This is a genomic window from Kitasatospora sp. NPDC127111 (genome assembly GCF_042677465.1).
Classification (GTDB): Bacteria; Actinomycetota; Actinomycetes; order Streptomycetales; family Streptomycetaceae; genus Kitasatospora.
In genome coordinates, this window is record NZ_JBHXTG010000038.1 from 1 (window position 1) to 25,760 (window position 25,760).

Below are 25,760 nucleotides of genomic sequence, written 5' to 3' on the forward strand. Positions count from 1 at the left end.
GCCGTGGCCCCCTTCGGGTATGGGCGGGAACGGCGCCCGCCTTTGCCGCCGCCCTGCCGGGCTTCCGCCCTTCCGCGCTCGCCGTTCCCCGTCCGCGCTCGCCGTTACCGCGTTCTCCGTTCCCCGTCCGACGGGAGCCCTCCCCATGCCCCGCCGCCCCACCGGCTGGACCCTCGCCCTGGCCGTCGCCCTGCCCACCGGGTCCGCCGGCACCCTCGCCCTGCCAGCGGCGCTCGCCGGGGCCGTCGACGCCGCGCTCGACCGGGACGCCGGGCACTCCGCGTTCGCCCTGCTCGCCCTCGTCCTCGGCATCACCGCCGGAGCCGACGCGCTCGCCGCCGCGGCCGGCCCGGCCTGCGCGGCCGAGGCCACCGCCGCCCTGCGCGGGAGGCTGGTGCGTCACCTGCTCGCCCTCGGCCCCGGCGGCCGGCTGTGGCGCGGCGGTCCGCCGCCCGGCGACCTCGCGGCGCGGCTGACCGGCTCCGCCGCCGACGCGGGCGGCCGGCTGCCCGCCGTCCTCGGGGCGGCCACCGCGCTGCTCGGCTCGATCGGCGCGATCGTCGGGCTGGGGCTGCTCTCGCCGTGGCTGGCGCTCGCCTTCTTCGCCGGGGTGGTGCCCGGGGTGGTGCTGATCCGGCTCTTCCTGCGGGAGGCCGGGCAGGTCTTCGCCCGCTACCAGGAGGTCCAGGCCGACCTCGCCGCCCGGCTCACCGGCGCACTCGCCGGGCTGCGCAGCATCCACGCGGCCGGCGCCGAACGGCACGAGACGGCCCGCGTCCTGGAGCCGTTGCCCGCGCTCTCGGCCGCCGGGCACGCGCTCTGGGCCGCGCAGCGGCGGACGGCCTGGCAGGCCACGCTGCTGATCGCGCTGGTCGAGGTGGCGGTCCTGGCCACCGCCGGCGCCCTGGTGGCGGCGGGCACCCTGGCGCCCGGCGCACTCGCCGCCGCGGCCGGCTGGGCGGCGCTCGGAGCCGGACTGTTCGAGCAGGTCGAGGCGCTGGTCGGGGTGGCCCACGCACGGGCCGGGCGGGCCCGGGTGGACGAGGTGCTGGCCCTGCCGCCCGCGGCGGGTGGCACGGCCGTACTGCCGGAGGGCGGTCCGGGTGAACTCGCCTTCCAGGGCGTGGTGGTGCGCGACGGCGACCGGGTGCTGCTCGGACCGCTCGACCTCACCGTGCCGGGAGGCCGCACGGTCGCGCTGGTCGGCCGCTCCGGGTGCGGCAAGTCGCTGGTGGCCGCCCTGCCGGGCCGGCTGCGCGACCCGGACGAGGGCCGGGTGCTGATCGACGGCGTCCCGGTCGACCGGCTGACCGCGTCCGAGCTGCGCCGCGCCGTCGGCTACGCCTTCGAACGGCCGGTCCTGGTCGGCCGGACGGTGCGCGAGGCACTGGACGGCGCCGGTCCCGAAGCCGCGGGCGCCGCCCGGGCGGACGGCTTCCTGCGTCGGCTGCCCGCCGGGTGGGACACCCCGCTGGACGGGCTCCGGCTCTCCGGCGGCGAACTGCAACGCCTCGGGCTGGCACGGCTGTTGGCGCGACCGGCCCGGGTGATGGTGTTGGACGACGCCACCTCGGGGCTGGACCTGGCCACCGAGTACCAGGTCACCGAGGCCCTCGACCGGGCCACCCACGGGCGCACCCGGCTGGTGGTCGCCCACCGCGAGGCCGCGGCCGCCCGCGCCGACCTGGTCGCCTGGCTCGACGCCGGCCGCCTGCGCGCCCTCGCCCCGCACACCACCCTGCTCGCCGACCCCGGCTACCGCGCCACCCTCGCCGGCGCCACCCTCGAAACGGCCGCCACCTGATGGGCCGCCACCGCACCCCGCGCACGGAAAGTCGGCCCGTCCGACTTCCGGTGCGGCCGCCCGCGCCCGAGGGCGTCCGCCGGGCCCCGACCCCACCCGTCGGCGCGGCGAACGCCGGAGACCGGCCCGTCCGGCTTCCCGTGCCGCCGCCCGGCACCGCCCGTGCGGCGTCCGCGCTCCGCCCCTCCCGGTCCCGCCACGCGAGAAGTCGGGCCCGCCGACTTCTCGCGCGCCACCACTCCCCCGGGTGGGCGCTGCTCGCCTCCCGACTCGCCGCGACCCGAGGCGCGTTGTGGCGGCTGCTCGCCTGGTCCGCGGTGGAGGCGCTCCCGGCGCTGCTGTCGGGGCTGCTGGTGTCGGCCGCCGTGGACCGGGGGTTCCTGGCCGGGCGGCCGGGGGTCGGGGTGGCCTGGCTGGCCGGCTTCGGAGCGGCGACCGCCGTGCGCGCGTACGCGGCGCGGGCCGGGTTCCCGCACCTGGCGGCCGTGGTCGAGCCGCTCCGGGACGCCCTGGTGGCGCGCGTCGTCCGCGCCGCGCTCGCCCGGCCGGACCCCGACCCGGCCGAGGTCGCCCGGCTGACCGAACAGGTCGAGTCCGCACGGCAGTTGACCGCCACCCTGCTGCGCACGCTGCGCGGGGTCGGGGTGACGCTGGTCGCCGCGCTGGCCGGTCTCACCCTGCTCGCGCCCGTCGTCCTGCCGGTGGCCCTCGTCCCGCTGCTGGTCGCCGGCCTGCTGTTCGCCCGACTGCTCCGCCCGCTGGTCGAGCGGCGCCGCGCCGTCGTGCTCGCCGAGGAACACCTCGCCGCCGAGGCCGGACGGGCACTCCACGGGCTGCGCGACATCCAGGCCACCGGCGCCGGGCAGCGGACGGCGGAGTCGCTCGCCGCCACCGCCGGGGACAGCGCCGCCGCCTCCCGGGCACTCGGCCGGGCCGCCGCGCTCCGCTCGCTGGTGGTCGCGTCCGGTGGCCGGCTGCCGGTGCTGGCGGTGGTCGCGGCGGCGCCCCGGCTGCTCGCCGACGGCGGCCTGACGGCCGGCGAACTGCTCGGCGTGGCCACCTACCTGGTCCAGCAACTCGATCCCGCGGTCCGGACCTTGGCCGGCACGGTCGGCGGCTGGCTGCTCAACCTGACCGTCGTCCTCGACCGTCTCGCCACCACGTCCCGCGAGCCCTTGCCCAACGCGGAACCCGAGGCGGAACCCGAGGCGGAACCCGAACCCGCCGCCGGGACCGCACCCGCCCCCACCCTCCGCGTCACCGCCCTCCGTCACGCCCACGGCCCGGACGCCGACCCGGTCCTCGCCGGCCTCGACCTGACCACCGCCCCGGGCGAGCACCTGGCCGTGGTCGGCCCGAGCGGCACCGGAAAGTCCACCCTCGCCGCGCTGTTGGCCGGCCTGCTGGCCCCGCTCGACGGCGAGGTGACCGTCGACGGTGTCCGCCCGCACCTCCTCCCCGGTCCCGAACGCGCCCGCCTGGTGGCCCTGTTGCCCCAGGAGGCGTACGTGTTCCCGGGTTCGGTCCGCGCCAACCTGTGCTGGCCCGGCACCGCCGCCGAGGCCCGCATCGCCCGTGCCGTCGCCGTCCTGGGCGCGGACGACCTCGTCGCCCGGCTCGGCGGCCTGGACGGCGTGCTCACCGGCCCGGCGGCACTCTCGGCGGGCGAGCGCCAACTCCTGGCCCTGGTGCGGACCTACCTGTCGCCCGCCCCCGTCGTGGTGCTGGACGAGGCCACCTGCCACCTGGACGCCACCGCCGAGGACCGGGTCGAGCGGGCCTTCGCCGCCCGTCCCGGGGTGCTCGTCGTGGTGGCGCACCGGATCGGTTCGGCGCTGCGGGCCGACCGCGTCCTGCTGCTGGACGGCGGCCGCGGGGTGCTCGCCCGCCACGGTGACCTGCAGGTGCTGTCGCCGCTCTACCGGGAGCTGGTGGGCCACTGGCTCGGGTCCGCCGGAGTTCGCGGTGCCGCGCCGGCCGTCGGGCGGCCGTCGTGATCTCGATAGGATCTCGCCCCGTCCGGCCGTTAGGGTGGCCGGGGCGCGGGCCGTGATCACCGGCTCCGGGCGCCGCCCACGGGCTCCGGTCACGCCGGTCACGCGCCCGACCACACCCGCGGCGCCCGCCAGGCGCCGACGCACCCGCACCCTCGCACGGAAGACGATTTCTGATGTCCGACACCCTCACCGACACCACCGGCCCCGTGACCACCGGGACCGACGCCGACGAGACCACGGCCGAGGACACCGCGTCGCACGGCCGCCACCGCGGTCGCTCCGCCGCCGACGACAGCCCCGAGGCCGACCCGCACGGCCGGCACCGCGCCGCCGCCGCGCAGGGCTGAGCCCCGCCGGAACGTGTCAGGGCCCGCCGGGTGCGCACCCGGCGGGCCCTGCTGCTTCTCCTACGGCGCGGCCGCGCTCAGCCCAGGGTCATGACCGTGCGCAGCGCCTCGCCGCCCCGCATCTGCGCGATCGCCTCGTTGACGTCCGCCAGCCCGACCCGGTGGGTGACCATCCCCTCCAGGTCGATCCGCCCGGCCCGCCACAGGTCCACCACCAGCGCGATGGTGCGCGGCACGGAGGCGCCGCCGTACAGCGACGGCAGCAGCCGCTTCTCGTTGAAGAACAGCTCGCCCATGCTGAACTGCGCGAGGTCGTCCTGGGCGCCGGCCCCGATCACCACCACCGCGCCGCCGCGCCGCGCCGCGTCGTACCCGGCGCGGACGGTGGCCGACCGTCCGACCGCCTCGAAGACGTAGTCGAACCCGCCGCCCGGCAGGCCCTTCGCGAAGGCCTTCAGCTCCTCGGGGGCGAGCGCGTCGGTGGCGCCGAAGGCCAGTGCCCGGTCCCGCCGCGAGGCGACCGGGTCGACCACCGCGATCCGGCCCGCGCCGCAGACCCGGGCGCCCTGCACGGTCGCGACGCCCACCCCGCCCGCGCCGATCACCGCGACCGAGGCCCCCGGCTCGACCCGCGCCGTGTGGACGGCGGCGCCGACGCCGGTGGTGACCCCGCAGCCGATCAGGGCGGCCAGCTCGTACGGGAGGTCGGCCGGGACCTTGATCACGGCGTCCTGGTCGACCACCACCTCCTCGGCGAACGAGCCGGTGCCGTAGAAGCCGGAGGCCTCGACCGCCCCGCCCGGCGCGCCGTCGCCACCGAAGCGGAAGCCCGGGGCGCCGAGCCGGCGCAGGCTGGAGACGCAGAGGTGGCCGCGGCCGCGCTCGCAGTGGGCGCAGCGGCCGCAGGGCGCCATCCAGCAGAGCACCACCCGGTCGCCGGCCGCGACGCCGGTCACGCCCTCGCCGACCTCCAGCACGTCGCCCGCGCCCTCGTGGCCGGGCACGAACGGCGCGGGCTGCGGCAGGACGCCGCTCATCGCCGAGAGGTCGGAGTGGCAGAGGCTGGCCGCCCGCAGGCGGACCCTCACCTTGCCGGGGCCGAAGCCGACCGCCACCACGTCGTCGCGGACGTCGAGCGTGTCCTGGCCGGTCTTGTGCAGGATGGCTGCGCGCATGGAGCTGCTCCGGATTCCCCTCGGATCGGTGGTCGGGCCGATTCTGGCACGGGCCGCCCACCCGGACTAGAACACGTTCCAGCTGCGGACCGGCCGCGGGCCCGCCCGCGGCGCCAGCGGCGGGCCCACCTGCGGTTCCGCCTCCGGGCGCCCGGCGCGGGGCGGGTGGGGCGGCGGGACGTACCGTCGAGTAGGGTCCGACCCCACGACGGAGTACCGACCGAACGAGTACCCACCGAACGACTGCCCGGCAAGGAGCCGCACATGTCCGACCTCCTGGAAGAGACCCGCCCCGGGGCCGAGGTGCTGGCGGCGTTCGAGGACGCGACCGGGTTCATGCCGGCGGACGAGGGGCTGGCGCTGTACGCGGCGGCGGTGACGGCGGCGCGGCGGACCGGGCTGCCGGTGCTGGAGATCGGCACGTACTGCGGGCGCTCGGCGATCCTGCTGGCGGCGGCCGCCCGGGAGACCGGGACGGTGGCGCTGACCGTCGACCACCACCGGGGATCCGAGGAGCAGCAGCCCGGCTGGGAGTACCACGACCCGACGCTGGTGGACCCGGAGGTGGGCCGGATGGACACGCTGCCGCGGTTCCGCCGCACGCTGCACGCGGCCGGGCTGGAGGAGCACGTGGTGGCCCTGGTCGGCCGGTCGCCGCAGATCGCGGCGCTGTGGGGCGGACGGCTCGGCCTGGTCTTCATCGACGGCGGCCACACCGACGAGCACGCGACCGGGGACTACGAGGGCTGGGTGCCGCACCTGGCGCCCGAGGGGCTGCTGGTGGTGCACGACGTCTTCCCCGATCCGGCGGACGGCGGGCAGGCGCCGTACCGGGTGTACCTGCGGGCGCTCGCCGAGGGGTTCGAGGAGGTCTCGGTGACCGGTTCGCTGCGGGTGCTGCGCCGTACCACCGCCTGAGCCGCCGGTGCCGGGATCCGCGGACCCGCCCCACGGGCGATCACGGATGCTCTAACGTCGTGCCGGGGCTGTCGGGCGGGGGTTCGAAGGGTACGGTGTCCGCGCGGCGCCGACGGGTGCCGTCGGCGTAGCAGAGCGGCACATCGGCACAGCACCAGGCAGAGCATCCGGGCACACGGTGGGGGCTAGAGCGCAATGACGGACCAGCAGAACACCGCTCCGGCGGTCTGGGACCCCACCGCGCGCGGCGGCGCCGGCGGCTGGGTCCGCGGCCCGCAGCAGCCGCCCGCCGCCGGGCCCGCCCAGGGCCCCGCCGCCCCGCCGGGCCCGTCCGCCGGGGCCCCCCAGCCGCCGCCACCCGCCCAGCAGCCGCCGGCCCCGCCCCAGACCGCCCAGCAGGCGCCGGTGCAGCCGATGCGGCAGCCGCCCGCGCCGGGTGCCGTCGGCGACCAGGGCCCGCCGCTGGGGGCCCGCCCGTACCTCGCCACCGCGCCCGCCTTCCCGGCCGTCGCCCCGCAGCCGCCGGCCGCCCCGCCGACCGCCCCGCCGGCCTCGGGCTTCCCGGGCCCCGCCGCCCCGCCGAACCCGGGCCCGGGCCAGTACCCCGGCCAGCCCGCCGGCTACGGGTACCCGCCGGCCCCCGCCGGCCCGCCGCAGCCCCCGTACCCCCAGCAGCCGCACGGGCAGCAGCCCCACTCCCAGCAGCCCTACGGGCAGCAGCCGTACGGACAGCCCGACTACGCCTGCAACTACGATGACCTGTACGACGAGGACCGCCCCGGCAACAAGCGCGCCCCGCTGCTGATCGCCTTCGCGCTGCTCTTCGTCCTGGCGCTCGGCGGCGGCATCCTGTGGGCGGTGAAGGGCGACGGCGACACCGCCGACCAGGCCGCCCCGGCCCCGTCCGCCGGCACCGCGTCCACCGGCGCGCCCGCCTCCGGCAACCCGCCGCCCGCCCCGCCGCCCAGCGGTTCGGCCGGTGCGGCGAGCCCGGCCGCCACCGACTCCCCGTCGGCCTCCGCGAGCCCGGGTGCCACCGCGGGCGGTCCCAACGCCCAGGCGCAGGCCAAGGCGCTGGACGAGCTGCTGACCCAGGGCGAGAGCGCGAAGGCGCCGATCGGCAGCGCGGTCGCCAAGGTCACCAGCTGCCCGGCGAAGGCCGACATCGACAGCGCGGCACAGGTCTTCGACAGCGGCGCCAAGCAGCGCGACCAGCTGCTCGCCAAGCTCGCCACCCTGTCCGTCACCGACCTGCCCGGCGGCGCGGACGCGGTCGCCTCGCTGAAGTCGGCCTGGCAGCTGTCCGCCGACATCGACCGCGCGTACGCGAGCTGGGCGCGCGCGGTGTCCGCGCAGGGCTGCTCGGGCTCGGCCCCGAACACCACCGACAAGAAACACGCCGACGAGCTCAACCCGCAGGCCACCCAGGCGAAGAAGGACTTCGTGACAAAGTGGAAGGCGATCGCCGACGCGTACGGCCTGACCGCGCGCACCCAGGACAGGATCTGAGCCACCCGTGACCCGCACCACCCCCGGCCACCCGCACGAGGAACCGCCCCGCCGCTCCCGCCTGTCGCGCCCCACCACGGTGGCGGGCGCGCTGGTGCCGCTCTGCCTGGCCGGCTGGCTCGGCTGGCAGTTCGTCGGCGGCCACGACCAGGCCGGTGACCGAGCGAGCGCCGCCCACGGCACGACCGCGGCCGCCCCGCCGGAGGGACCCTCGGGCGGTCCGTCGGGCGGTCCGTCGGGCGGTCCGTCGGGCGGACCTTCCACCAGCCCCTCCGCCGGCGCCACCACCGGCCCCGCAGCCGGATCGACGACCGGAGCGGCGGCCACCCCGACCACCCCGACCACCACGGACCCCGGGACGCCGGCGGCCACCCCGGCCGCGGCCGCCGGCGCCGCGTCCACGGCCGCGGCCCCCTCCTCCACCGCCCTGGCCGGCCGGACGGTGCTGCTCGACCCCGGCCACAACCCCGGCAACTTCCGCCACACCACCGAGATCAACCGCCAGGTCGACATCGGCAACGCCCGCAAGGAGTGCGACACCACCGGCACGTCCACCAACGCCGGCTACACCGAGGCCGACTACTCCCTGGACGTCTCCCGCCGGGCCCGGGAGATCCTCGCCGCCCGCGGCGCCACGGTGGTGCTGGTCCAGGACGGCGACCGGCCCTGGGGCCCCTGCATCGACGAGCGCGCCCGGGCGGGCAACGAGGCGCACGCCGACGCGGCGGTCTCGGTGCACGCGGACGGCGGCCCGGCCGGCGGCAGCGGGTTCCACGTGATCATGCCCGCCAAGGTGGTCGCCGGGAAGGCGGACAACTCGGCGATCGTCGCCCCCTCGAACCGGCTCGGCCTGCTGCTGCGCGACGGCTTCCACGCGGCCACCGGCGAGCCGTACGCCGACTACACGGCGAGTCAGGGGCTGGACACCCGCTCCGATCTCGGCGGGCTGAACCTCTCGACCGTGCCGAAGGTGTTCATCGAGTGCGGTAACATGCGCAACTCGACCGACGCCCGGCGGATGACGGACCCTCAGTGGCGCCAACAGGCCGCCCAGGGGATCGCCGACGCCCTGACGGCGTTCCTGACCACGCGGTAGGTGCGGCGCCCCGGGCCGAACGGCCGAACGGGCCCCGGGCGGCCGCCCGACCAGCAGGGGGACGGCAGGGGTCGGACCCGCGCGGTTTGCAACGAGTTCGCCCCATTCCCGAGCCCGCCGTGCACCCGCGAGGCGGTTGGCCCTAGGCTTCTGGTCCGTTCGGAGTTTTCCGGGCCGGTCACGCCGACCACCCAAAACCGCCGACCACGACACACCAACGAGGGGAACGTTAGTGAATCTGCGCGCTCTCACCAGGGGAGACGCCGCCGTCGCAGGTGCGGCCGTCCTGCTCTTCATCGCCTCCTTCCTGCCGTACTGGACCGTGGACTGCAGCGGCAGGTACTGCGGCGACACCTCGACGAACGCGTGGGACAGCGACCTGTTCCCCATCCTGCCCTCGGTCTTCCTGCTCGGCATCGTCGCCGCCGTCCTGATCCTGGTGCAGCGCTTCCAGGGCGAGGCCGCGACCAACCGTCAGGTGCTCGGCCTGCGGCTGGACCAGTGGGGCATCGCGTTCGCCGTCGCCGCGCTCTGGACCTCGATCTGGTCCCTGGGCGGCGGCCCGAAGGGCCTGGACCACGGCTTCGGCGCCTGGCTCGCCGTCATCGCGCTGATCGTGCTCGCCGGTGCCGCCGCGGCCGGTCCGCTGGTGCCCGCCCTGAAGGCGCCGCTGGTCACCGACAAGCCGGCCGTCCAGCAGGGCGGCTACCCGGGCGGCTACCCGGCCCCGCAGCCGGGCCAGCCCGGCCAGCCCGGCCAGTACGGCTACCCGGCCCCCGGTCAGGACCCGATGCAGGCGCAGTCGCCGGCCTTCGGCGGCCAGCCCGGTGGCTACGGCTACCCGGCCCCGCAGCCCGGCCAGCCGCAGGACGCCGCGGCCCAGCAGGCCGCCGCCCAGCAGGCCGCGCAGGCCCCGGCCCAGGCGCAGCCCGCCCCGGCGGCTCCGGCGGCCGAGTTCGCGCCGTTCTGGTTCGCCGTCCCGGCGCCGCGTCAGCTGGCCCCGAAGGACAACCCGGCCGGTGCCCCGGTCGGCGAACTGGTCCCCGGCACCTGGTACCTGGCGGTCGAGCAGCGCGGTGCCGCGCTCGTCGCCCAGCTCCAGGACGGCACCCAGGGCCTGCTGGCCGACACCACGGGCATCCAGCGCGGCTGAACCGCCCGTCACGACCCGTCACCACGCCGAAGGGGCGGGACCGGATCATCCGGTCCCGCCCCTTCGGCGTTCCCGCCGCGGCCGCCGCCCTCAGCAGCAGTCCTGCACCACCAGCCCGGTGGGCAGCTGGTCGCCGCCGAACACCGCCACGGTGGCCGGGTCGCCGCCGAGCGCGGCGACGGCCAGCAGCAGTGCGCCCGCCGTCCAGGTGGTGCGCTCCTCCGGCCAGATGGCGTCGTCCTCGAAGACGTACCCGGTCCAGTACGAGCCGTCGGCGTGCCGCAGGTGCTTCTGGATCCAGCGCAGGATGTCCACCGCGCGGTCGGACTCGCCGACCGCCCAGAGGGCCAGGGCCAGTTCGGCGCTCTCGCCGCCGGTCACCCAGGGCCGGTCGCTGACGCAGCGCACGCCGAGGCCGGGGACGACGAAGCGGGCCCAGTCCCGTTCGATCCGGTCCAGCGCGGCCCGGCCGCGCAGCGCGGTGCCGAGGACGGGGTAGTACCAGTCCATCGAGTAGCGGTCCTTGTCGAGGAACCGCTCGGGGTGGTGGGCGATGGCGTGCCGCAGCCGGCCGGCCGCGAGCTCCCAGTCGGGCTGCGGCTCCTCCAGGTAGTCGGCGACGGCCAGGCCGCAGCGGAGCGCGTGCAGGATGCTGGACGAGCCGGTGAGCAGCGCCTCGTCGGGCGCCTCGCCGTTCTCGTCGACCCGCCAGGAGATCGGACCGCCGGACAGCCGCAGGCCGACGATGAAGTCCAGGGCGCGCCTGACCGCGGGCCAGATCCACTCCAGGAAGGCGTCGTCACCGGTACTGAGGTGGTGGTGCCAGACGCCGACCGCGATGTACGCGCAGAAGTTGGTCTCCTTGGCCGTGTCGGAGACCTGCGCACCGCCGCCGTCCGGCCCGTAGGTGTAGGCCGCGTACCAGGAGCCGTCCGGGTTCTGGTGGTCCGCCAGCCAGCGGTAGGCGGCCTCGGCGGCGGCGTGCTCGCCGGCGGTGTCGAGGGCCATCGCGGCCTCGGTGTGGTCCCACGGGTCGAGGTGGTGGCCGGTGAACCAGGGTATTCCGCCGTCGCGCTGCTGCTCGGCGAGGATGCTGCGGACGGTGCCGGCGGCCTGCTCGGCGTCGAGCACCCCGTCCAGCAGCAGCACCTCGGGGACGGCGGCGGTCACGCCACCCCGCCCGGGGCGCGGTTGGGCTTGGAGGCGTAGGCGACGAAGCTCTTGCCGATGACCGGGTTGAGCGCCTTCTCGGCGGCCTTGGTGAGGGAGCTGATCACCGGGGTGCCGACGATGTCCCAGACCAGCAGCTGGTGGTAGGCCTTGACCGGCAGCGCCTTGTCGTTGTCCACGCCGACGGCGCACTTGATCCACCAGTACGGCGAGTGCAGCGCGTGCGCGTGGTGGGTGCCGTACGGCTCCAGGCCGGCGTCCTTGAGCTTGCCGAGCAGCTCGTCGCCGCGGTAGATCCGGATGTGGCCGCCCTCGACCTCGTGGTACTCGTCGGACAGCGCCCAGCAGATCTTCTCGGGCAGCCAGCGCGGCACGGTGACGGCCAGCAGGCCCCCGGGCTTGAGCACCCGGAACATCTCGTTGAGCACGCCCTTGTCGTCCGGGATGTGCTCCATCACCTCGGAGATGATGATCTTGTCGAAGTACTCGTCCTCGAACGGCAGGGCCAGCGCGTTGCCCTCCATGGCGACCGCCGACGCGCCCTCGGGCGCCTCGCCGGCCTGCTCCATGGCCGCGAACCACTTCCTGACCTCGGCGATCTCCTCGGCGTTCTGGTCGAGGGCGATCACGTTGGCCCCGCGCCGGTAGCACTCGAACGCGTGCCGCCCCCCGCCGCAGCCCAGGTCGAGCACCCGGTCGCCGGGGGCGAGCGGGAAGCGCGAGAAATCAACGGTCAGCACTGCGGGGCTCCCATTCCTTTGGCACGAAACGTTTCTGACGACCGTCACGCCATGCGTCACGCCATGTCACGTCAGACAGAAGCTAGAAGAGCGAGGCGGATCCGCGGAGGACGGCGGCTCCACCCGACGGACCGGGCCGTCAGGCCACGTACCGCCAGCCCGGACCGGAGCGGGCCCGCTGCCCGACCCCGGTGGCGATCGCCGACCGGTAGCCCTCGACGGTCAGTTCGGCGGCCCGCCGCCAGGTGAACCGTTCGAGCACCCGTTCGCGCCCGGCCCCGCCGAGCGCGGCGCGCAGCTCCGGATCGTCGAGCAGCCGGCCCAGCGCCGCCGCCAGCGCGTCCGCGTCGCCCGGCGGAACGGCCAGGCACGTCTCGCCGTCCGGCCCGGCCACCTCCGGGATCGCCCCGCCGGTGGTGGCGACCAGCGGAGTGCCGGTGGCCATCGCCTCGGCGGCCGGCAGCGAGAAGCCCTCGTACAGGGACGGCACGCAGGCCACCTCGGCCGACCGGTAGAGGTCGACCAGCTCCTGGTCGGTCAGGCCGCTGCGGAACTCGATGTACCGCTCCAGGCCGAAGCGCCGCACGGCCTCGGTGACCGGCCCCTGCTCCTTCTGCGGCTTGCCGACCACCACCAGGTGCGCCTCGCGCTCGGTGCGGACCTTGGCCAGCGCCTCCACCAGGTACACCAGGCCCTTGAGCGGGACGTCCGCGCTCGACGTGGTGACGATCCGTCCGGGCACCCGTGCCACCGCGTCCGAGGGCGACCAGAGGCGGGTGTCGGCGCCGATCGGCACCACCGAGACCGCGCCGGGCGCGGCGCCCAGGTGCTCGACGATCTCCCGCTTCGAACTGCCCGAGACGGTGATGATGTGCTCCAGCCGGGCCGCCACCCGGCGCTGCATCCGGGTGAACGCGTACCAGCGGCGCAGCGACAGCCGCTTCAGCCGGGTGGTGGCCGCGTCCAGCTCCAGCTGCCGGTCGACGGTGATCGGGTGGTGGATCGTCGTGACCAGCGGGAACCCGTGCCGGGCCAGGCCGAGCAGGCCGTAGCCCAGGGTCTGGTTGTCGTGCACCACGTCGTAGCGGCCCTTGTGCAGGGCGAGGTAGCGGCGGGCGCGCAGCGAGAAGGTCAGCGGCTCGGGGAAGCCGCCGGTGCGCATGGTGGCGACCTCCAGCACGTCCACCGGGCCGCGGTACTCGGCGAGGTCCGGGGTGCGGAACGGGTCGTCGGCGCGGTAGAGGTCCAGGCTGGGCAGCTCGACCAGGCGGACCGAGCCGGGGCCCTCGACCTCGTCCAGCACCGGGTACGGCTGAGCACCGATCACGTCCACGTGGTGGCCGAGGCGGGCCAGCTCGCGGGAGAGGTGCCGTACGTAGACGCCCTGGCCGCCGCAGAACGGGTCGCCGCGGTACGACAGCAGGGCAATCCGCAGCGGCTGTGCGGTCGCGGTCATCGTCGGCCCCCATCTCTGCGCTAGGTGTGCGATCCGGTGTGCGGAGTGCTGCCGGTCGCTAAAGTAGATCAGGTTTCAGTCCGGTGTGGAGTTCACCGGCGACCATGTGAACAATGAGAGACCTCGAAGATACCGGCCCGTAGCTTCCCGTCAGGAGCCAGGGCTGGTGATTCACGCCACGCCGGAGCGGTCGGCCGGCCGGGCGACCGGGACCGCTCGGATCCCGCGCCGGAGCCGCTCGTTCTCTGCTCAGGACGGCTCCACAGCTGCTCCACATGTGATCCGTCCTCGCTCCGCCCCGCTCGGCCCTCGCTCCCTTCACGTTCCGCCCTCGTCCGTCCTCGTCCGTCCTCGTTCCGCCCGTCGCTCGTGCTCGCTCCGTGCTCGCTCCGAACCGGCTCCGGATCCGCCGGAGCACCTCGCCACTCTCGCGCCCCGGGAGCATCCTTGCCGTCGCCCGCCACGCCCGTGCCCGCCAGCCCCACGCCCGCCAGCCCCACGCCCGCCGTCACGCAGGCCGCCGTCACGCAGGCCGCCGTGCCCGCCGCGGACCCCCCGCTGACCGCCCGGCAGGCCGAGCGGCGGCGGCGGATCCTGCGCTCCGCGACCGCGCTGGCCGCCCGCGGCGGGTACGAGGCGGTGCAGATGCGCGAGGTCGCGGAGGGCGCCGAGGTGGCGCTCGGCACCCTGTACCGGTACTTCCCGTCCAAGGTCCACCTGCTGGTCGCGGTCATGTTGGAGCAGTTGCAAGGCCTCCAGGAGCACGTCCGGCGGCACCCGCCGGCCGAGGCCGAACCGGCGCCGCGGGTCGCCGAGACGCTCACCCGGGCGTTCCACGCGCTCCAGCGCGAACCGCTGCTGGCGGAGGCGATGGTCCGCGCGCTCTCCTTCGCGGACCGCTCGGTCAGCGCCGAGGTGGACCAGGTGAGCACGGCCACCGGACAGCTCATCCTGGACGCGATCGGCCAGTCCGGACCACCCACCGACAGCCAGCGTGCCGCCGTCCGGGTGATCGAGCACACCTGGCACTCGGCACTGGTCTCCTGGCTCTCCGGCCGCTCCTCGATCGCCGAGGTCCGCGCCGACCTGCACACCGCCGCCCGGCTGCTCACCCTGCCGTGACGGAGTGTGGCCCCCTGCGGCCCGGCGGCGGGCCCGTCGGGCCGGCGTCGTCCGACGCGGCGCCCGTCGGGTGGTGACGCGGTGTCCGACACGGCGCCCGCCCTGTCCTGACGCGGTGTGCGGCCCGGCCCGGCTCGGCGGGCGGACGGCGTCGGCGCGCCGGGCGGGTCGGGTCGGCTCGGCGGGCGGACGGCGTCGGCTCGGCGGACGCACCGGGTCGGCGCGGGCCGCGTCCGGGCACGCGTCCGGGCCGCGTCTCACCGCCGGTGGAACGTGTTCTCGCCAGGGCGGTCCGGCGGGCCCCGGAACGGCGGCTAGAGTCGGTGCGCAGAACCACGCGCAGGACAACTCCATCCCGCTTCTCCTCCGGGGAAAGCCGGTGCGAATCCGGCACTGACCCCGCAACCGTGAGCCCGGCGCGGACCGGCCGGGCGAGTCGGAGTGCCCGGGGAGAGGCGAGCGGCCGATCCGGGAGCGTCCGCGCCCGGCACCGTCGAGGACTACGGAGCGGCCCACCCGGGCCACCACCGCTCACCGAAAGGCTCATCTCCACCATGCTGACCGCCGCCCGCCTGGGCGCCGCCGCCCTGTCCGCCACCCTGCTCGCCGGCGCCGCCGCCGGGCCGGCCCTCGCCGACAGCCCCTCGCCCAGCGCTGCCGCCCCCGCACCCGCGGGCCTGTACGGCAAGGGCGACCCGACGTACGACGGGGTCTGGCGCCAGTCGCTCGCGCTCACCGCGCTCGCGGGCGCCAAGGTGACGCCGGCCGACTCCGCCGTCTCCTGGCTCACCGGCCAGCAGTGCGCGGACGGCGGCTGGCCGTCGTTCCGCGCCGACACCGCCGCCGCGTGCGACGCCGCCACCGAGGACAGCAACGCGACCGCCGTCGCGATCCAGGCGCTGGTCGCGCTCGGCGGCCACCAGGACGCCGTCGACAAGGGCGTCCAGTGGCTCAAGGCCAACCAGAACGCGGACGGCAGCTGGGCCTACAACCCCGGCAGCCCCGGCGACGCCAACTCCACCGGCCTCGCCGTCAACGCCCTGTTCGCCGCCAAGACCGACCCGGCCGGCGTCGCCAAGGCCGGCAAGAACGCCTTCGACGGGCTGGCGCTCTTCCAGCTCGGCTGCGCCTCCCCCGCCGACCAGCGCGGCTCCTTCACGTACCAGCCCAAGCCGGACGGCGCGCTCGACCCGAACGCCCTCGCCACCGGGCAGGCCGCGCTCGCCGCCGTGGGCGGCAAGCTGCCGGTCACCAACACCAACCGGACCGACGCGGCGCCCAAGGCACTCGCCTGCGCGGACGGCGCCGCCGACGCCGCCGCGAAGACCGTCGCGCGCACCGACTCCGGCGAGGCCGTGGGCGCGTACCTCACCGCCCAGCTCGCCGCGGGCGGCCAGCACCTCACCCTCACCACCCCCGGCGCCGCGCCCACCCCCGACTACACCGCCACCGCCTGGGCCGCGCTCGGCCTGATCCAGGGCGGCCACCCGCAGCAGGCGGCCGGCGCGGTGGACTGGCTGGCCAAGGAGGGCTCCGCCTGGACCAAGGGCGGCACGGACGCCTCCGCCACCGCCACCCTGCTGCTCGTCGCCCAGGCCGCCCAGCGCGAACCGGCCTCCTTCGGCGGCGACCTGGTCGCGCAGCTGACCGCCCTCGGCCCGGCGCCGAAGGCGACCGCCGCCGCGTCCTCCGCCACCTCGGCCTCCGCGCCGGCGAAGGACGAGAAGAAGGACGGGGGCATCGGCCAGTGGTGGCTGATCGGCGTCGGTCTGCTGATCGGCATCGGCGGCGGCCTGATCCTGAGCCTCCAGCGCAAGCGCGGCGCCCGGCTGTGACCACCCCTGCCACGGATCGGCCGGCCGCCGGGCCGCCGGCGGCGGGCACCGCAGTGGCGGGCACCGCAGTGGCGGGCGTCCAGGCAGCCGGCACCCCAGCGGCGAGCGCCCAGGCGACCGGCACCGCAGCGGCGAGCGCCCAGGCGACGGGCATTCCGATGCCGAGCGTCCACCCAGTCGGCACTCCGGCGGCGAGCGTCCAGGCGGCGGGCACTCCGGCCGCGAGCGCCCAGGCGACCGGCACCGCAGCGGCGAGCGCCCAGGCGACGGGCATTCCGATGCCGAGCGTCCACCCAGTCGGCACTCCGGCGGCGAGCGTCCAGGCGGCGGGCACTCCGGCCGCGAGCGCCCAGGCGACCGGCATCGCAGCGGCGAGCGTCCAGGCGACGGGCATTCCGATGCCGAGCGTCCACCCAGTCGGCACTCCGGCGGCGAGCGTCCAGGCGGTGGGCCGGGCAGCCGGAACCCCGGGCGCGAGCACCCCGGCGGCGAGCGTGCAGGCGACCGGCACCGCAGTGGCGGGCGTGCAGGCCGCGAGCACCCCGCCCGCGGGCACCGCGGCGGCGAACGTCCGGGCAGCGGCCGCCGACGCGGGCCAAGGGCCGGCGGTCGCCGCCGCCCGGCGTCGCCGGTGGGTCGCTCCCGCGGTGGTCCGGTTCGCTGCCGGGGTGGTCGCGGGGGTGCTGATCCTGCTGATGATCGGGGCGGCACCCGCGGCAGCCTCCGGGTACCGGTACTGGTCGTTCTGGAAGTGGTCCGAGGGCACCTGGGCCTATCAGCAGCAGGGGCCCGCCGTGTACGTGCCGCCGGACGGGGCCGTGGACGGGTGGCGGTTCGCCGTCAGCCCGGACGGCGGCCGGGACGCCGCGCGGCCCGGTACGGCCGGGGACTTCGCGGCCGTCTGCGGCGGGACGCCCGAGCAGCAGGGGCGCAAGCGCGTGGCCGTCGTCCTGGACTTCGGCACTGCGGCCGACGCGGCCGGCGAGAACCCGCCCGGGCCGCGCACCGCCTGCGCGGTCGTCCCCACCCGGGCCAGCTCGGCCGAGGTGCTGGCAACGGTCGCGCCGCCGCTGCGGTACGACACCAACGGGCTGCTCTGCGCCATCGCCGGTTACCCACGGTCGGGGTGCGCGGAGCAGCTCGGCGCCGCGGACCAGCCCCCGGCGGGCGCCGGCTCGGGCAAGGGAGCCACCGGCGGCCCCGGGGCCACTCCCACCGCCAACGCGGCCGCGTCCGGCACCGACGCCTCGCCCGGCACCAGCGGACCGGACCTCGGTGTGGCCGGCGGCGCCGTTCTCGTGGCCGCCCTGGCCGCGGGCGCCGTCTGGCAAGCGCGCCGCCGCCGCTGATCCGTGACGGCGTCCGCTGATCCGCGACCGAATATGTAGACCGGTCCACTTATACCGACCGGTCTACTTATACCGATCGGTCTACATATGGCGACCGGTCTACATATTCGCCTTCGCCCGACCGAGCCCGGAGCAGGAAGTCGGCCGGTCCGACTTCCCACTCCGGCCCCCACCGACCTGGACCCCTTCCGCCGTGACCACACCCCGCGCCGCCGGCCCGCCCCGCACCGCCCGCACCCGCCGCCCGCCCGCCGGTCCCCGCCGACTGCACCCCGGGGCCTGGTGGCTGTGGGCGCTCGGCCTGGGGGCGGCGGCCACCCGGACCACCAACCCGCTGCTCCTGCTCCTGCTCGCCGCCGTCGCCGGCTACGTGGTGGCCGCCCGGCGCGGGGATGCGCCCTGGTCGCGCTCGTACGGCGCGTTCCTGCGGCTCGGGCTGCTGGTGCTCGGCATCCGGCTGGTCTTCGCGGTGCTGCTCGGTTCGCCGGTCCCGGGCACGCACGTGCTCTTCACCCTCCCCGAAGTGCCGCTCCCCGCCTGGGCGCAGGGCGTGCGGATCGGCGGCCCGGTCACCCTGGAGGGTCTGCTCGCCGCGCTCTACGACGGGCTGCGGCTGGCCACCCTGCTGGTCTGCGTGGGCGCCGCGAACGCCCTCGCCAGCCCGGCCCGGCTGCTGCGCGCCCTCCCCGGCGCGCTCTACGAGGCGGCCGTGGCCGTCGTGGTGGCGATGACCTTCGCGCCCAACCTGGTCGCCGACGTCCGGCGGCTGCGCGCCGCCCGCCGCCTGCGCGGGCGGTCCGACCGGGGCATCGCCGCCGTGCTGAGCGTCGGCCTCCCCGTGCTGGAGGGCGCGTTGGAACGTTCGGTGGCGCTGGCCGCCGCCATGGACACCCGCGGCTTCGGCCGCACCGCCCACGTCCCGCCCCGCCTGGCCCGCACCACGGCCGCGCTCACCCTGGCCGGCCTGCTCGGCATCTGCCTCGCCGCGTACGGGCTGCTGACCGCCGGTGGTGCCGGCTGGGCGCTGCCCGTCCTGCTGCTCGGGCTGGCCGCCGCCTTCACGGGCCTCCTGCTCGGCAGCCGACGCTCCGTCAGGACGCGCTACCGGCCCGACCCGTGGGCTCTTCCCGAGTGGCTGACCGCCGGATCCGGCGCCGCCGTCGCCGGGTTGACCGTTTGGCTCTCCGCCCACGACCCGGCCGCCTTCGCCCCCACCGTCGTCCCGCCGACCGCGCCCACCCTGCCGTTGGCCGCCGTCCTCGCCGTACTCATCGGCCTGGTCCCGGCGTTCGCCGCCCCGCACCCGCCCCGGAGGGCCTCGTGATCAGCTTCGAGCAGGTCTCCGTCCAGTACGCCGACGCCGACACCCCGGCCCTCAGCGGTGTCGACCTGACCGTTCCGGAGGGCGAACTCTGCCTGCTGGTGGGCCCGTCGGGCTCCGGCAAGTCCACCCTGCTCGGCACGGTCAACGGTCTCGTCCCGCACTTCACCGGCGGCGTGCTGCACGGCCGGGTCACCGTCGGCGGGCGCGACACCCGCGAGCACCGGCCCCGCGAACTCGCCGACCTGGTCGGCACGGTGGGCCAGGATCCGCTGGCGCACTTCGTCACCGACACGGTCGAGGACGAACTCGCCTACGGTATGGAGTCGTTGGGCCTGCCGCCGGACGTGATGCGGCGCCGGGTCGAGGAGACGCTCGACCTGCTGGGCCTCGCCGACCTGCGCGACCGCGCCCTCAACTCACTCTCCGGCGGCCAGCAGCAGCGCGTCGCGATCGGCTCGGTGCTCACCGTCCACCCGCGCGTCCTGGTCCTGGACGAGCCCACCTCGGCCCTCGACCCGGGCGCCGCCGAGGAGGTGCTGGCCGTGCTGCAGCGGCTGGTCCACGACCTCGGCACCACCGTGCTGATGGCCGAGCACCGGCTGGAGCGGGTCGTGCAGTACGCCGACCAGGTCCTGCTGCTCACCCCCGGCGCGCCGCCCGTCCTCGGCGTGCCCGCCGAGGTGATGGCGCACTCCCCCGTCCACCCGCCGGTCGTCGGCCTCGGCCGGCTCGCCGGCTGGCACCCGCTGCCGCTCTCGGTCCGCGACGCCCGCCGCAAGGCCGCCGGCCTGCGGACCCGGCTGGACGGCCGGCACCCCTCCGACACCGCCCGAACCGCCCCCGCCCCCGCCCCCGCCCCCGTCGCCGCGACCGGGGCCGAAGGCGACGCCGCGCCCGTCAGCCGGACCGAGGGCGCCACCACCCCCATCGCCACCACCCCCATCGCCACCACCGACCGCCTCGCCGTCCGGCGCGGCCCCGTCCCCGCCCTGCGCGGCGTCGACCTCGCCCTCCACCGCGGCGAGATCACCGCCCTCATGGGCCGCAACGGTGCGGGCAAGTCCACCCTGCTCGGCGCCCTGGTCGGCCTGCACGCGCCCGCCGGCGGCAGCGTCCGGGTCGGCGGGCTCGCCCCGCACCGCACCCGGCCCGCCGAGCTCATCCGCCAGGTCGGCCTCGTCCCGCAGGACCCGCGCGACCTGCTGTACGGGGAGAGCGTCGCCGCCGAGTGCGCCGCCGCCGACGGCGACGCGGGCGCCGCCCCCGGCACCTGCCGCGCCCTGGTCGAACGGCTGCTGCCCGGCATCGCGGACTCCGCCCACCCGCGCGACCTCTCCGAGGGCCAGCGGCTCACCCTGGCCCTGGCCGTGGTCCTCACCGCCCGGCCCCCGCTGCTGCTGCTCGACGAGCCGACCCGCGGCCTCGACTACGCCGCCAAGGCCCGCCTGGTGGAGATCCTGCGCGCGCTCGCGGCCGAGGGCCACGCCGTCCTGCTCGCCACCCACGACGTCGAGCTGGCGGCCGAACTCGCCCACCGCACGGTGATCCTGGCCGAGGGCGAGATCGTCGCGGACGGCCCGACGCCCGAGGTGGTGGTCTCCTCGCCCGCCTTCGCCCCGCAGGTCGCCAAGATCCTCGCCCCTTCCCCCTGGCTCACCGTCCACCAGGTCGAGCGCGCCCTCGACGGGAGCACCGGATGACCCGCCCCGTCCCGCTCGGCCGCCGCTCGGTCGCGACGCTGCTGCTCACCTCACTGGTCGGCGTGGCCGCCTTCGGCTGGCCGCTGCTCGCCGCCACCGACTCCGCCCTGGTCGGCCACTCCACCGACGCCCCCTGGCTGTTCGCACTGCTCCTGCCGCTGCTGCTGGCCGTCGTGATCGCCCAGATCTCCGAGGGCCGCCGGGCGGGCGGCGGCGCACCCGGCCTGGACGCCAAGTCGGTCGCCCTGCTCGGCGTGCTGGCCGCCGCGGGTGCCGCCCTGCGGCCGCTCGGGGCGGGGACGGCCGGGCTGGAGCCGATGTTCTTCCTGATGGTGCTGGCCGGACGGGTGCTCGGCCCGGGGTTCGGTTTCGTGCTCGGCTCGCTGTCGATGTTCGCCTCCGCCCTGCTGACCGGCGGGGTGGGACCCTGGCTGCCGTTCCAGATGCTCGCGATGGGGTGGGTCTGCCTCGGTGCGGGTCTGCTCCCCGGCGCCGCGGGCCTGCGCGGCCGCCGCGAACTCGTCCTGCTGGCCGGGTACGGGGCGCTGGCCTCCGTCCTCTACGGCACGATCATGAACCTCCAGGGCTGGCCCTACATCGCCGGCCTCGGCAGCTCGATCTCCTTCGTCCCCGGGGACCAGGTCTCCGCCAACCTGGTCCGGTTCGCCGCCTACTGCCTCACCACGTCGCTCGGCTGGGACCTCCCCCGCGCCGCCCTCACCGTCACCCTCTGCCTCACCCTCGGCACCCCGGTCCTGCGCGCCCTCCGCCGCGCCAGCCGCCGCGCCGCCTTCGCCGCACCGGTCGGCTTCGAGCCTCCGCAGGAGCCTGCGGAGCCGCCGAACCCGCCGGAGCCAACGAACCCTCCGGAGCCTGCAGAGCCGACGAACCCGCCGAACCCGACGGGTCCGACGAGCAGGCCGTAAAAGGACCAGGCCCGGCCGACCGGCGTCACACCGCCCGCAGCGCCCCCGGGCGACGGCCGGTGAGCCGGTCGAGCGCGGCGGCGGTCGCCTCGTCCGCCGACAGGTGGACGAGGAGCCGCTGGTCGTCGTCCACGGGCAGTTCCAGCGTCTCGTAGCCGAGCCTCAGCTCCCCCGCCTCGGGATGGACCAGCCGGGTGAGCCCGTTCGCCCTCGGCAGCCCCGGCAGGGACTCCAGCCGCCCGGTGAACTCGGCCCCGCGGGAGAGGGTCGTCAACTCGTCCCTCAGCGCGGCGATGTGGGGGTCGGACCGGCCCGGCCCCTGCTTGGGGCGGCCCGCCTGCTCGTCCGTCGGCGACCCGCTCCCAGTCCGGGTAGACCTCGCGTGCCCGCGGGTCGGTGAAGACGAACCGCGCGAGGTTCGGCCGCCCGCCGTCCAGCAGGCCGACCGGCCCGGCCAACCGCCGGTACCCCTCGGTGCGGGCGAGAACCTCGGCGAGCCGGTTGACCACCGGGGCGGGGGCCGGCTCCAGCCGGTCGAGCAGCGCCCGCACGGTGGGCCGCACCGCCCGGTTCGGGCCGGCCCCGCCGGTGCGACTGAAGCCCGGGTCGGCCGCCTTGACCAGCCGGTGCAGATGGACCCGCTCGGCGGTGGTGAGCCGCAGCGCGTCCGCCAGCGCGGACAGCACCGGCGCCGACGGCCGCCGGTCCCGGCCCTGTTCCGGCCTGGTGAGGTACTCGACGCTGAGCCCGGCGATGGTCGCCAGCTCCGCGCGGCGCAGACCGGGCGTACGGCGGCGCAGCCCGGGCGTACGGCGGCACGGTCCGGCGGGCAGCCCCACCTCGGCCGGCGTGACGGCCTCACGGCGGAGGCGCAGGAAGAAGCCCAGCTCGTTGCCGCTCACCCGGCGAACGCAACGCCCGGCCCCCACGCGATCGTGGCCCTCCCACTAAACGCTCCGCCCGGCCTCCCTCCGCCTCGGCGTTCCCGGCAAGTTGGAGCCGTCCGGCCCGACCGGTGGCCGGCCACCCCGTCACCCCTCCCGAGGAGCACGACCATGTCCGATGAGCGCCTGAACCTCGCCGTGATCACCGGCAGGTCCGGAACGGCCGCTTCGGCCCGGTGGTGGCGAACCGGTTCGCCGAACAGGCGTTGCGGCACGGCGAGTTCGCGATCGACCTGATCGACCTGGCGGACTTCGAGATCCCGCTGGAGCTGCCCTCCGTGCCGCCGGCGGTGCAGCCCGACCTGACCCGGCCCGCCGGGATGGCCGAGCTGACCCGGCGGCTCGACGCCGCCGACGCGATCGTCGTGGTGACGCCCGACCACCACCGCGGCTTCCCGGCCGCCCTGAAGGCCGCCATCGACTGGCACTTCAGCGAGTGGCAGGCCAAGCCGATCGGGTTCGTCGGCTACAGCGGTGCCAGCGGCGGCCCGCTGGCGATCGAGCAACTGCGGCAGGTCTTCAACGAGGTGAACGCCCACACGGTCCGCAACCACGTGTCCTTCCCCCGCTACCACCTGCTGTTCGGCCCCGACGGCACGCTCCTCGACCCGGAGGGCCCGGAGGGTTCGGCGAAGGTGATGCTGGACCAACTGCTCTGGCGGGGCGAGGGCCTGCACGACGCCCGCCGCGACCGCCCCTTCGCCGCGGGCCGGGGACCCGCGCGGCGGCGCGCCCCGGAGGGTTCCGGGGCGCGCCGGGTCGGCCGGGCGGGCCGGGCGGCCAGGCCGGTCAGACCGGTCAGACCGGTCAGACCGAACAGGCCAGGCCGGCAGGGCCAGTCGGCCGGGTCTCAGGCCTTCGGGCCGGCCGACTGGACGACCTCGAAGGACCACAGCGTGGAACCGGTCGCCGCCGGGCGCTTCGGCGCCTCGCCCTCGCCGGCCGGCGGGCCCTGGCGGTGGGCGGCCTGCATCGGGCCCTCCATCCAGGCCTTGAAGTCGTCCTCGCTGCGCCAGCGGGTGTAGACGAGGTACTGGTCGGTCCCCTCGACCGGGCGGAGCAGCTCGAACCACTCGAAGCCGTCCGAGTTCTCCACGGCCCCGGCCCGCGCGGCGAACCGCTTCTCCAGCTCGGCCCGCTGCTCGGCCGGAACGGTCAGCACGTTGATCTTCACGACGGACACGCCGCACCTCCTCGTCCGCCGGGGCCAGCACGGGCCCCGGCCCTGTTCACGTGCGAGCAGTCTCCTACACCTGACGCCCCGGCCGGGTGCGGGGCCGCGCGGAGCCCCGGGGCGAGCCGCCTCCGCGGCGCCCGTGGAACGCCCCGATCGGAGACCGCCGACCGTCCCGAAGCGCCGGGCCGGACGCCGGGCCGAAGTGCGGTGCGCCCCGGAGGAGTTCCGTCCGGTCAGAGGACCCACGGCGGGGCGACGCGCTCGTCGTCGCGCGGCGCGAGGCCGCAGGCGCCCTCCGGGGTGACGGCGTCCGGGTTGTAGGCCACCGACGGGGTCGGCGAGGCGACCACCGCGGTGAACCCTCCCTCGGTACGGATCTGCCGGGCGATGTCGGCCGGCAGGACGGCCGTGTCGCCCGCCCCCACGGTGAACGGCTCGCCGCCGAGCTCGATCCGGGCCTCTCCGGTCAGGAACGTCCAGACCTGCTCGGTGTCCATGGCGTGCAGCGGTCCTACCCGACCGGGCAGCATGTCGACGTGCCAGAGCGCGAGCCCCGCGCCGCCCTGGGTGGGCGAGGCGTGGGTGGTCATGACCCCGTTGGGAGTCTCGGTGCGACGGGCGTCGGCACTGCGGATCACGGACATGGTGGACAACCCCCTAAGATGGACAATGAAGTTGTCCATATGGTCAATGAGGTTGTCTATCGTGTCAAGCGAACCCGCGCCCCCCGGCTACGAGCTGCCGCTGCGCCTCCTGCTCGCGTTCCGGATGATCATCGACGAGCTGCACGAGCGGCTCGCCCGCGAGGGCCACCCCGACCTCCGACCGATGCACGGCTTCGTCTTCCAGGCGATCGGCCCGGACGGCACCACCGCCGTCGAGCTCGGCCGCCGCCTCGGAGTCTCCAAGCAGGCCGCTGGCAAGACCGTCGAGCAGCTCGAACGGCTCGGCTACGTCGAACGCGGCAGCGACCCGGCCGACGCCCGCCGCAAGGTGGTCCGGCTGACCGCGCGCGGGGTGGACTCCCTCACCCGCTCCGCCCGGATCTTCGACGAGCTGCGCGCCCAGTGGTCCGACACGCTCGGCGAGGACCGGCTGCGCGCACTGGAGACGGACCTGCGCACGCTCGCCCCCGGCAACCCGTTCCGGCTCGACACCCCGCGCTGGTTCGACGCCCCCTGAGCAGAACGACCAGGCCCTACGACCGGGACAGCACGGCCAGACGGCACGGCCGAGGCGACACGACCAAGGCAGCACGGCCGAGGCAGCACGACCAGGACAGCACGACCGGGGCAGCGTGACCCGAACAAAAGCCGGAGCAATGCCCGCGGGCATTACGCCGGACGGGAATTCGGGTCCGCCTCCCGCGGCCCTCCCCCGGACCGAATCCGGCGCGGCGCCGCCCCCTTTTCCCGTACGCACCCGCACACCGCCCCGGGAATTCCCCGGAATCGGGGCGTCACCGGGCTTCGGCGCAAGGGATTCCGCAGGAAGGTGCCAAGATGGGCGGCCCCTCTGCCATTCCCGCGGGCGGCACTGCGTAATGGATGGAATCCGACGGCCGACCGGGCCGCCGGCCAATCCGCGAGGAGCACACCGGAAATGCGCACGATGACCAAGGCCACTGCCGTCGTCCTGGGCGGAATCGCGCTCGCCGTATCTGGTCAGGGAATGGCGAACGCCGTTCCCGCCTCGGCCGAGCCGGCGCCCAGCTGCGTGACCGCCCAGGTCAGCAGCTTCCTGGGCACCACCGTTCGGGTCACCAACGGCTGCGGCACCGAGCAGCGGGTCCAGGTCAACTTCTCCACGTTCGGCAGCTCGTACGGCCAGTGCCTCGGCGTCCTGGCCCCCGGCGAGGCGAAGACGGCCTCCGCGGTCGACCTGACCCGCTTCACCGGCCTGACCCGCTGCTGACCCGACCCGCTGGTGACCCGACCCGCTGGTGACCCGACCCGCTGGTGACCTGACCCGCTGCTGACCTGACCCGCTCCACCCGCCCGTCCCCTGCCGAGCACCAC

At 76.3% G+C, this 25,760-nt stretch carries 21 protein-coding genes, 2 pseudogenes and 1 riboswitch; of the genes and pseudogenes, 16 read left to right on the forward strand and 7 right to left on the reverse strand.

Going from position 1 to position 25,760, the window contains the following annotated elements; all coding sequences use genetic code 11:
- Positions 1 to 145: 145 nt before the first annotated feature.
- The 3 genes from ACFVHB_RS22490 to ACFVHB_RS22500 all read left to right on the forward strand — a co-directional run bounded on the left by ACFVHB_RS22490 (position 146) and on the right by ACFVHB_RS22500 (position 4,148).
- Positions 146 to 1,804: an ATP-binding cassette domain-containing protein gene (locus ACFVHB_RS22490; RefSeq protein ID WP_380324981.1), complete on the forward strand. Its 1,659-nt coding sequence runs from the start codon at positions 146 to 148 to the stop codon at positions 1,802 to 1,804.
- Between the two features lie 317 nt (positions 1,805 to 2,121).
- On the forward strand, positions 2,122 to 3,801 hold the full coding sequence (locus ACFVHB_RS22495) for an ATP-binding cassette domain-containing protein (RefSeq protein ID WP_380324983.1): 1,680 nt from the start codon (positions 2,122 to 2,124) through the stop codon (positions 3,799 to 3,801).
- A 173-nt stretch (positions 3,802 to 3,974) separates the two neighbouring features.
- Positions 3,975 to 4,148: a hypothetical protein gene (locus tag ACFVHB_RS22500; RefSeq protein WP_380324985.1), complete on the forward strand. Its 174-nt coding sequence runs from the start codon at positions 3,975 to 3,977 to the stop codon at positions 4,146 to 4,148.
- 77 nt (positions 4,149 to 4,225) lie between these two features.
- On the opposite strand, the gene ACFVHB_RS22505 is transcribed toward ACFVHB_RS22500, so the two are convergent.
- Entirely contained in the window at positions 4,226 to 5,323 is a 1,098-nt protein-coding gene (locus tag ACFVHB_RS22505; protein ID WP_380324988.1) for an alcohol dehydrogenase catalytic domain-containing protein, read from the reverse strand.
- Positions 5,324 to 5,587: 264 nt separating this feature from the next.
- Between ACFVHB_RS22505 and ACFVHB_RS22510 the strand changes: the two genes are divergently transcribed.
- From ACFVHB_RS22510 to ACFVHB_RS22525, 4 genes are all read left to right on the forward strand, one after another.
- Positions 5,588 to 6,241 (forward strand): class I SAM-dependent methyltransferase, encoded by a 654-nt coding sequence (locus tag ACFVHB_RS22510; RefSeq protein ID WP_380324991.1) that lies wholly within the window; start codon positions 5,588 to 5,590, stop codon positions 6,239 to 6,241.
- A 195-nt stretch (positions 6,242 to 6,436) separates the two neighbouring features.
- On the forward strand, positions 6,437 to 7,750 hold the full coding sequence (locus ACFVHB_RS22515) for a hypothetical protein (RefSeq protein ID WP_380324994.1): 1,314 nt from the start codon (positions 6,437 to 6,439) through the stop codon (positions 7,748 to 7,750).
- A 7-nt stretch (positions 7,751 to 7,757) separates the two neighbouring features.
- Entirely contained in the window at positions 7,758 to 8,846 is a 1,089-nt protein-coding gene (locus ACFVHB_RS22520; RefSeq protein ID WP_380324997.1) for an N-acetylmuramoyl-L-alanine amidase, read from the forward strand.
- A gap of 232 nt (positions 8,847 to 9,078) precedes the next feature.
- The gene (locus tag ACFVHB_RS22525) at positions 9,079 to 9,999 is read left to right on the forward strand and encodes a hypothetical protein (RefSeq protein ID WP_380325000.1); all 921 of its coding nucleotides are present in this window, start codon (positions 9,079 to 9,081) and stop codon (positions 9,997 to 9,999) included.
- A gap of 90 nt (positions 10,000 to 10,089) precedes the next feature.
- Here the strand turns inward: ACFVHB_RS22525 and ACFVHB_RS22530 are convergent, their stop codons facing one another.
- The 3 genes from ACFVHB_RS22530 to ACFVHB_RS22540 form a co-directional block, all read right to left on the reverse strand.
- Entirely contained in the window at positions 10,090 to 11,169 is a 1,080-nt protein-coding gene (locus tag ACFVHB_RS22530; RefSeq protein WP_380325003.1) for a prenyltransferase, read from the reverse strand.
- Positions 11,166 to 11,909: a class I SAM-dependent methyltransferase gene (locus ACFVHB_RS22535; protein WP_380325006.1), complete on the reverse strand. Its 744-nt coding sequence runs from the start codon at positions 11,907 to 11,909 to the stop codon at positions 11,166 to 11,168. Before ACFVHB_RS22535 ends, ACFVHB_RS22530 begins: the two co-directional genes overlap by 4 nt.
- Positions 11,910 to 12,048: 139 nt before the next feature.
- On the reverse strand, positions 12,049 to 13,365 hold the full coding sequence (locus tag ACFVHB_RS22540; RefSeq protein ID WP_380325009.1) for a glycosyltransferase family 4 protein: 1,317 nt from the start codon (positions 13,363 to 13,365) through the stop codon (positions 12,049 to 12,051).
- Between the two features lie 537 nt (positions 13,366 to 13,902).
- On the opposite strand from ACFVHB_RS22540, the gene ACFVHB_RS22545 reads away from it, so the two are divergent.
- From ACFVHB_RS22545 to ACFVHB_RS22570, 6 genes are all read left to right on the forward strand, one after another.
- On the forward strand, positions 13,903 to 14,487 hold the full coding sequence (locus tag ACFVHB_RS22545; RefSeq protein WP_380325174.1) for a TetR family transcriptional regulator: 585 nt from the start codon (positions 13,903 to 13,905) through the stop codon (positions 14,485 to 14,487).
- Positions 14,488 to 14,862: 375 nt separating this feature from the next.
- Positions 14,863 to 14,928, forward strand: a riboswitch (cobalamin riboswitch).
- A gap of 113 nt (positions 14,929 to 15,041) precedes the next feature.
- The gene (locus tag ACFVHB_RS22550; protein WP_380325012.1) at positions 15,042 to 16,322 is read left to right on the forward strand and encodes a prenyltransferase/squalene oxidase repeat-containing protein; all 1,281 of its coding nucleotides are present in this window, start codon (positions 15,042 to 15,044) and stop codon (positions 16,320 to 16,322) included.
- 53 nt (positions 16,323 to 16,375) lie between these two features.
- Positions 16,376 to 17,671, forward strand: a complete 1,296-nt coding sequence (locus ACFVHB_RS22555; RefSeq protein WP_380325015.1) for an SCO2322 family protein — start codon at positions 16,376 to 16,378, stop codon at positions 17,669 to 17,671.
- Positions 17,672 to 17,864: 193 nt separating this feature from the next.
- Positions 17,865 to 18,995 carry a CbiQ family ECF transporter T component gene (locus ACFVHB_RS22560; protein WP_380325018.1) on the forward strand — a complete coding sequence of 377 codons (1,131 nt, stop codon included), beginning with the start codon at positions 17,865 to 17,867 and terminating at the stop codon, positions 18,993 to 18,995.
- Positions 18,992 to 20,695 carry an ABC transporter ATP-binding protein gene (locus ACFVHB_RS22565; protein WP_380325021.1) on the forward strand — a complete coding sequence of 568 codons (1,704 nt, stop codon included), beginning with the start codon at positions 18,992 to 18,994 and terminating at the stop codon, positions 20,693 to 20,695. Before ACFVHB_RS22560 ends, ACFVHB_RS22565 begins: the two co-directional genes overlap by 4 nt.
- Positions 20,692 to 21,621, forward strand: coding sequence for an ECF transporter S component (locus tag ACFVHB_RS22570; RefSeq protein ID WP_380325024.1), 930 nt, complete (start codon positions 20,692 to 20,694; stop codon positions 21,619 to 21,621). The genes ACFVHB_RS22565 and ACFVHB_RS22570 overlap by 4 nt, the downstream gene beginning before the upstream one ends.
- Before the next feature lie 25 nt (positions 21,622 to 21,646).
- Here ACFVHB_RS22570 and ACFVHB_RS22575 read toward each other — a convergent pair.
- A pseudogene (locus tag ACFVHB_RS22575) lies at positions 21,647 to 22,523 on the reverse strand (helix-turn-helix domain-containing protein).
- 153 nt (positions 22,524 to 22,676) lie between these two features.
- Between ACFVHB_RS22575 and ACFVHB_RS22580 the strand changes: the two are divergent.
- Positions 22,677 to 23,272: pseudogene (locus tag ACFVHB_RS22580) on the forward strand (NADPH-dependent FMN reductase); the annotation flags it as partial.
- 143 nt (positions 23,273 to 23,415) lie between these two features.
- Here ACFVHB_RS22580 and ACFVHB_RS22585 read toward each other — a convergent pair.
- Together ACFVHB_RS22585 and ACFVHB_RS22590 are read right to left on the reverse strand one after the other, a co-directional pair.
- The gene (locus tag ACFVHB_RS22585) at positions 23,416 to 23,748 is read right to left on the reverse strand and encodes an antibiotic biosynthesis monooxygenase family protein (RefSeq protein ID WP_380325027.1); all 333 of its coding nucleotides are present in this window, start codon (positions 23,746 to 23,748) and stop codon (positions 23,416 to 23,418) included.
- A gap of 227 nt (positions 23,749 to 23,975) precedes the next feature.
- Positions 23,976 to 24,386 (reverse strand): cupin domain-containing protein, encoded by a 411-nt coding sequence (locus ACFVHB_RS22590; protein ID WP_380325177.1) that lies wholly within the window; start codon positions 24,384 to 24,386, stop codon positions 23,976 to 23,978.
- A 46-nt stretch (positions 24,387 to 24,432) separates the two neighbouring features.
- On the opposite strand from ACFVHB_RS22590, the gene ACFVHB_RS22595 reads away from it, so the two are divergent.
- Both ACFVHB_RS22595 and ACFVHB_RS22600 read left to right on the forward strand, forming a co-directional pair.
- A complete protein-coding gene (locus ACFVHB_RS22595; RefSeq protein WP_380325030.1) occupies positions 24,433 to 24,924 on the forward strand; it encodes a MarR family winged helix-turn-helix transcriptional regulator in 492 nt (163 codons plus the stop codon).
- A 420-nt stretch (positions 24,925 to 25,344) separates the two neighbouring features.
- Positions 25,345 to 25,656 carry a hypothetical protein gene (locus ACFVHB_RS22600; RefSeq protein ID WP_380325033.1) on the forward strand — a complete coding sequence of 104 codons (312 nt, stop codon included), beginning with the start codon at positions 25,345 to 25,347 and terminating at the stop codon, positions 25,654 to 25,656.
- Positions 25,657 to 25,760: the final 104 nt, after the last annotated feature.

Coding starts and splice junctions, on each gene's coding strand:
- ACFVHB_RS22490 (WP_380324981.1), top strand. CDS start 146: ATGCCCCGCCGCCCCACCGGCTGGACCCTCGCCCTGGCCGTCGCCCTG.
- ACFVHB_RS22500 (WP_380324985.1), top strand. CDS start 3,975: ATGTCCGACACCCTCACCGACACCACCGGCCCCGTGACCACCGGGACC.
- ACFVHB_RS22505 (WP_380324988.1), bottom strand. CDS start 5,323: ATGCGCGCAGCCATCCTGCACAAGACCGGCCAGGACACGCTCGACGTC.
- ACFVHB_RS22510 (WP_380324991.1), top strand. CDS start 5,588: ATGTCCGACCTCCTGGAAGAGACCCGCCCCGGGGCCGAGGTGCTGGCG.
- ACFVHB_RS22515 (WP_380324994.1), top strand. CDS start 6,437: ATGACGGACCAGCAGAACACCGCTCCGGCGGTCTGGGACCCCACCGCG.
- ACFVHB_RS22540 (WP_380325009.1), bottom strand. CDS start 13,365: ATGACCGCGACCGCACAGCCGCTGCGGATTGCCCTGCTGTCGTACCGC.
- ACFVHB_RS22550 (WP_380325012.1), top strand. CDS start 15,042: ATGCTGACCGCCGCCCGCCTGGGCGCCGCCGCCCTGTCCGCCACCCTG.
- ACFVHB_RS22570 (WP_380325024.1), top strand. CDS start 20,692: ATGACCCGCCCCGTCCCGCTCGGCCGCCGCTCGGTCGCGACGCTGCTG.
- ACFVHB_RS22590 (WP_380325177.1), bottom strand. CDS start 24,386: ATGTCCGTGATCCGCAGTGCCGACGCCCGTCGCACCGAGACTCCCAAC.
- ACFVHB_RS22595 (WP_380325030.1), top strand. CDS start 24,433: ATGAGGTTGTCTATCGTGTCAAGCGAACCCGCGCCCCCCGGCTACGAG.
- ACFVHB_RS22600 (WP_380325033.1), top strand. CDS start 25,345: ATGCGCACGATGACCAAGGCCACTGCCGTCGTCCTGGGCGGAATCGCG.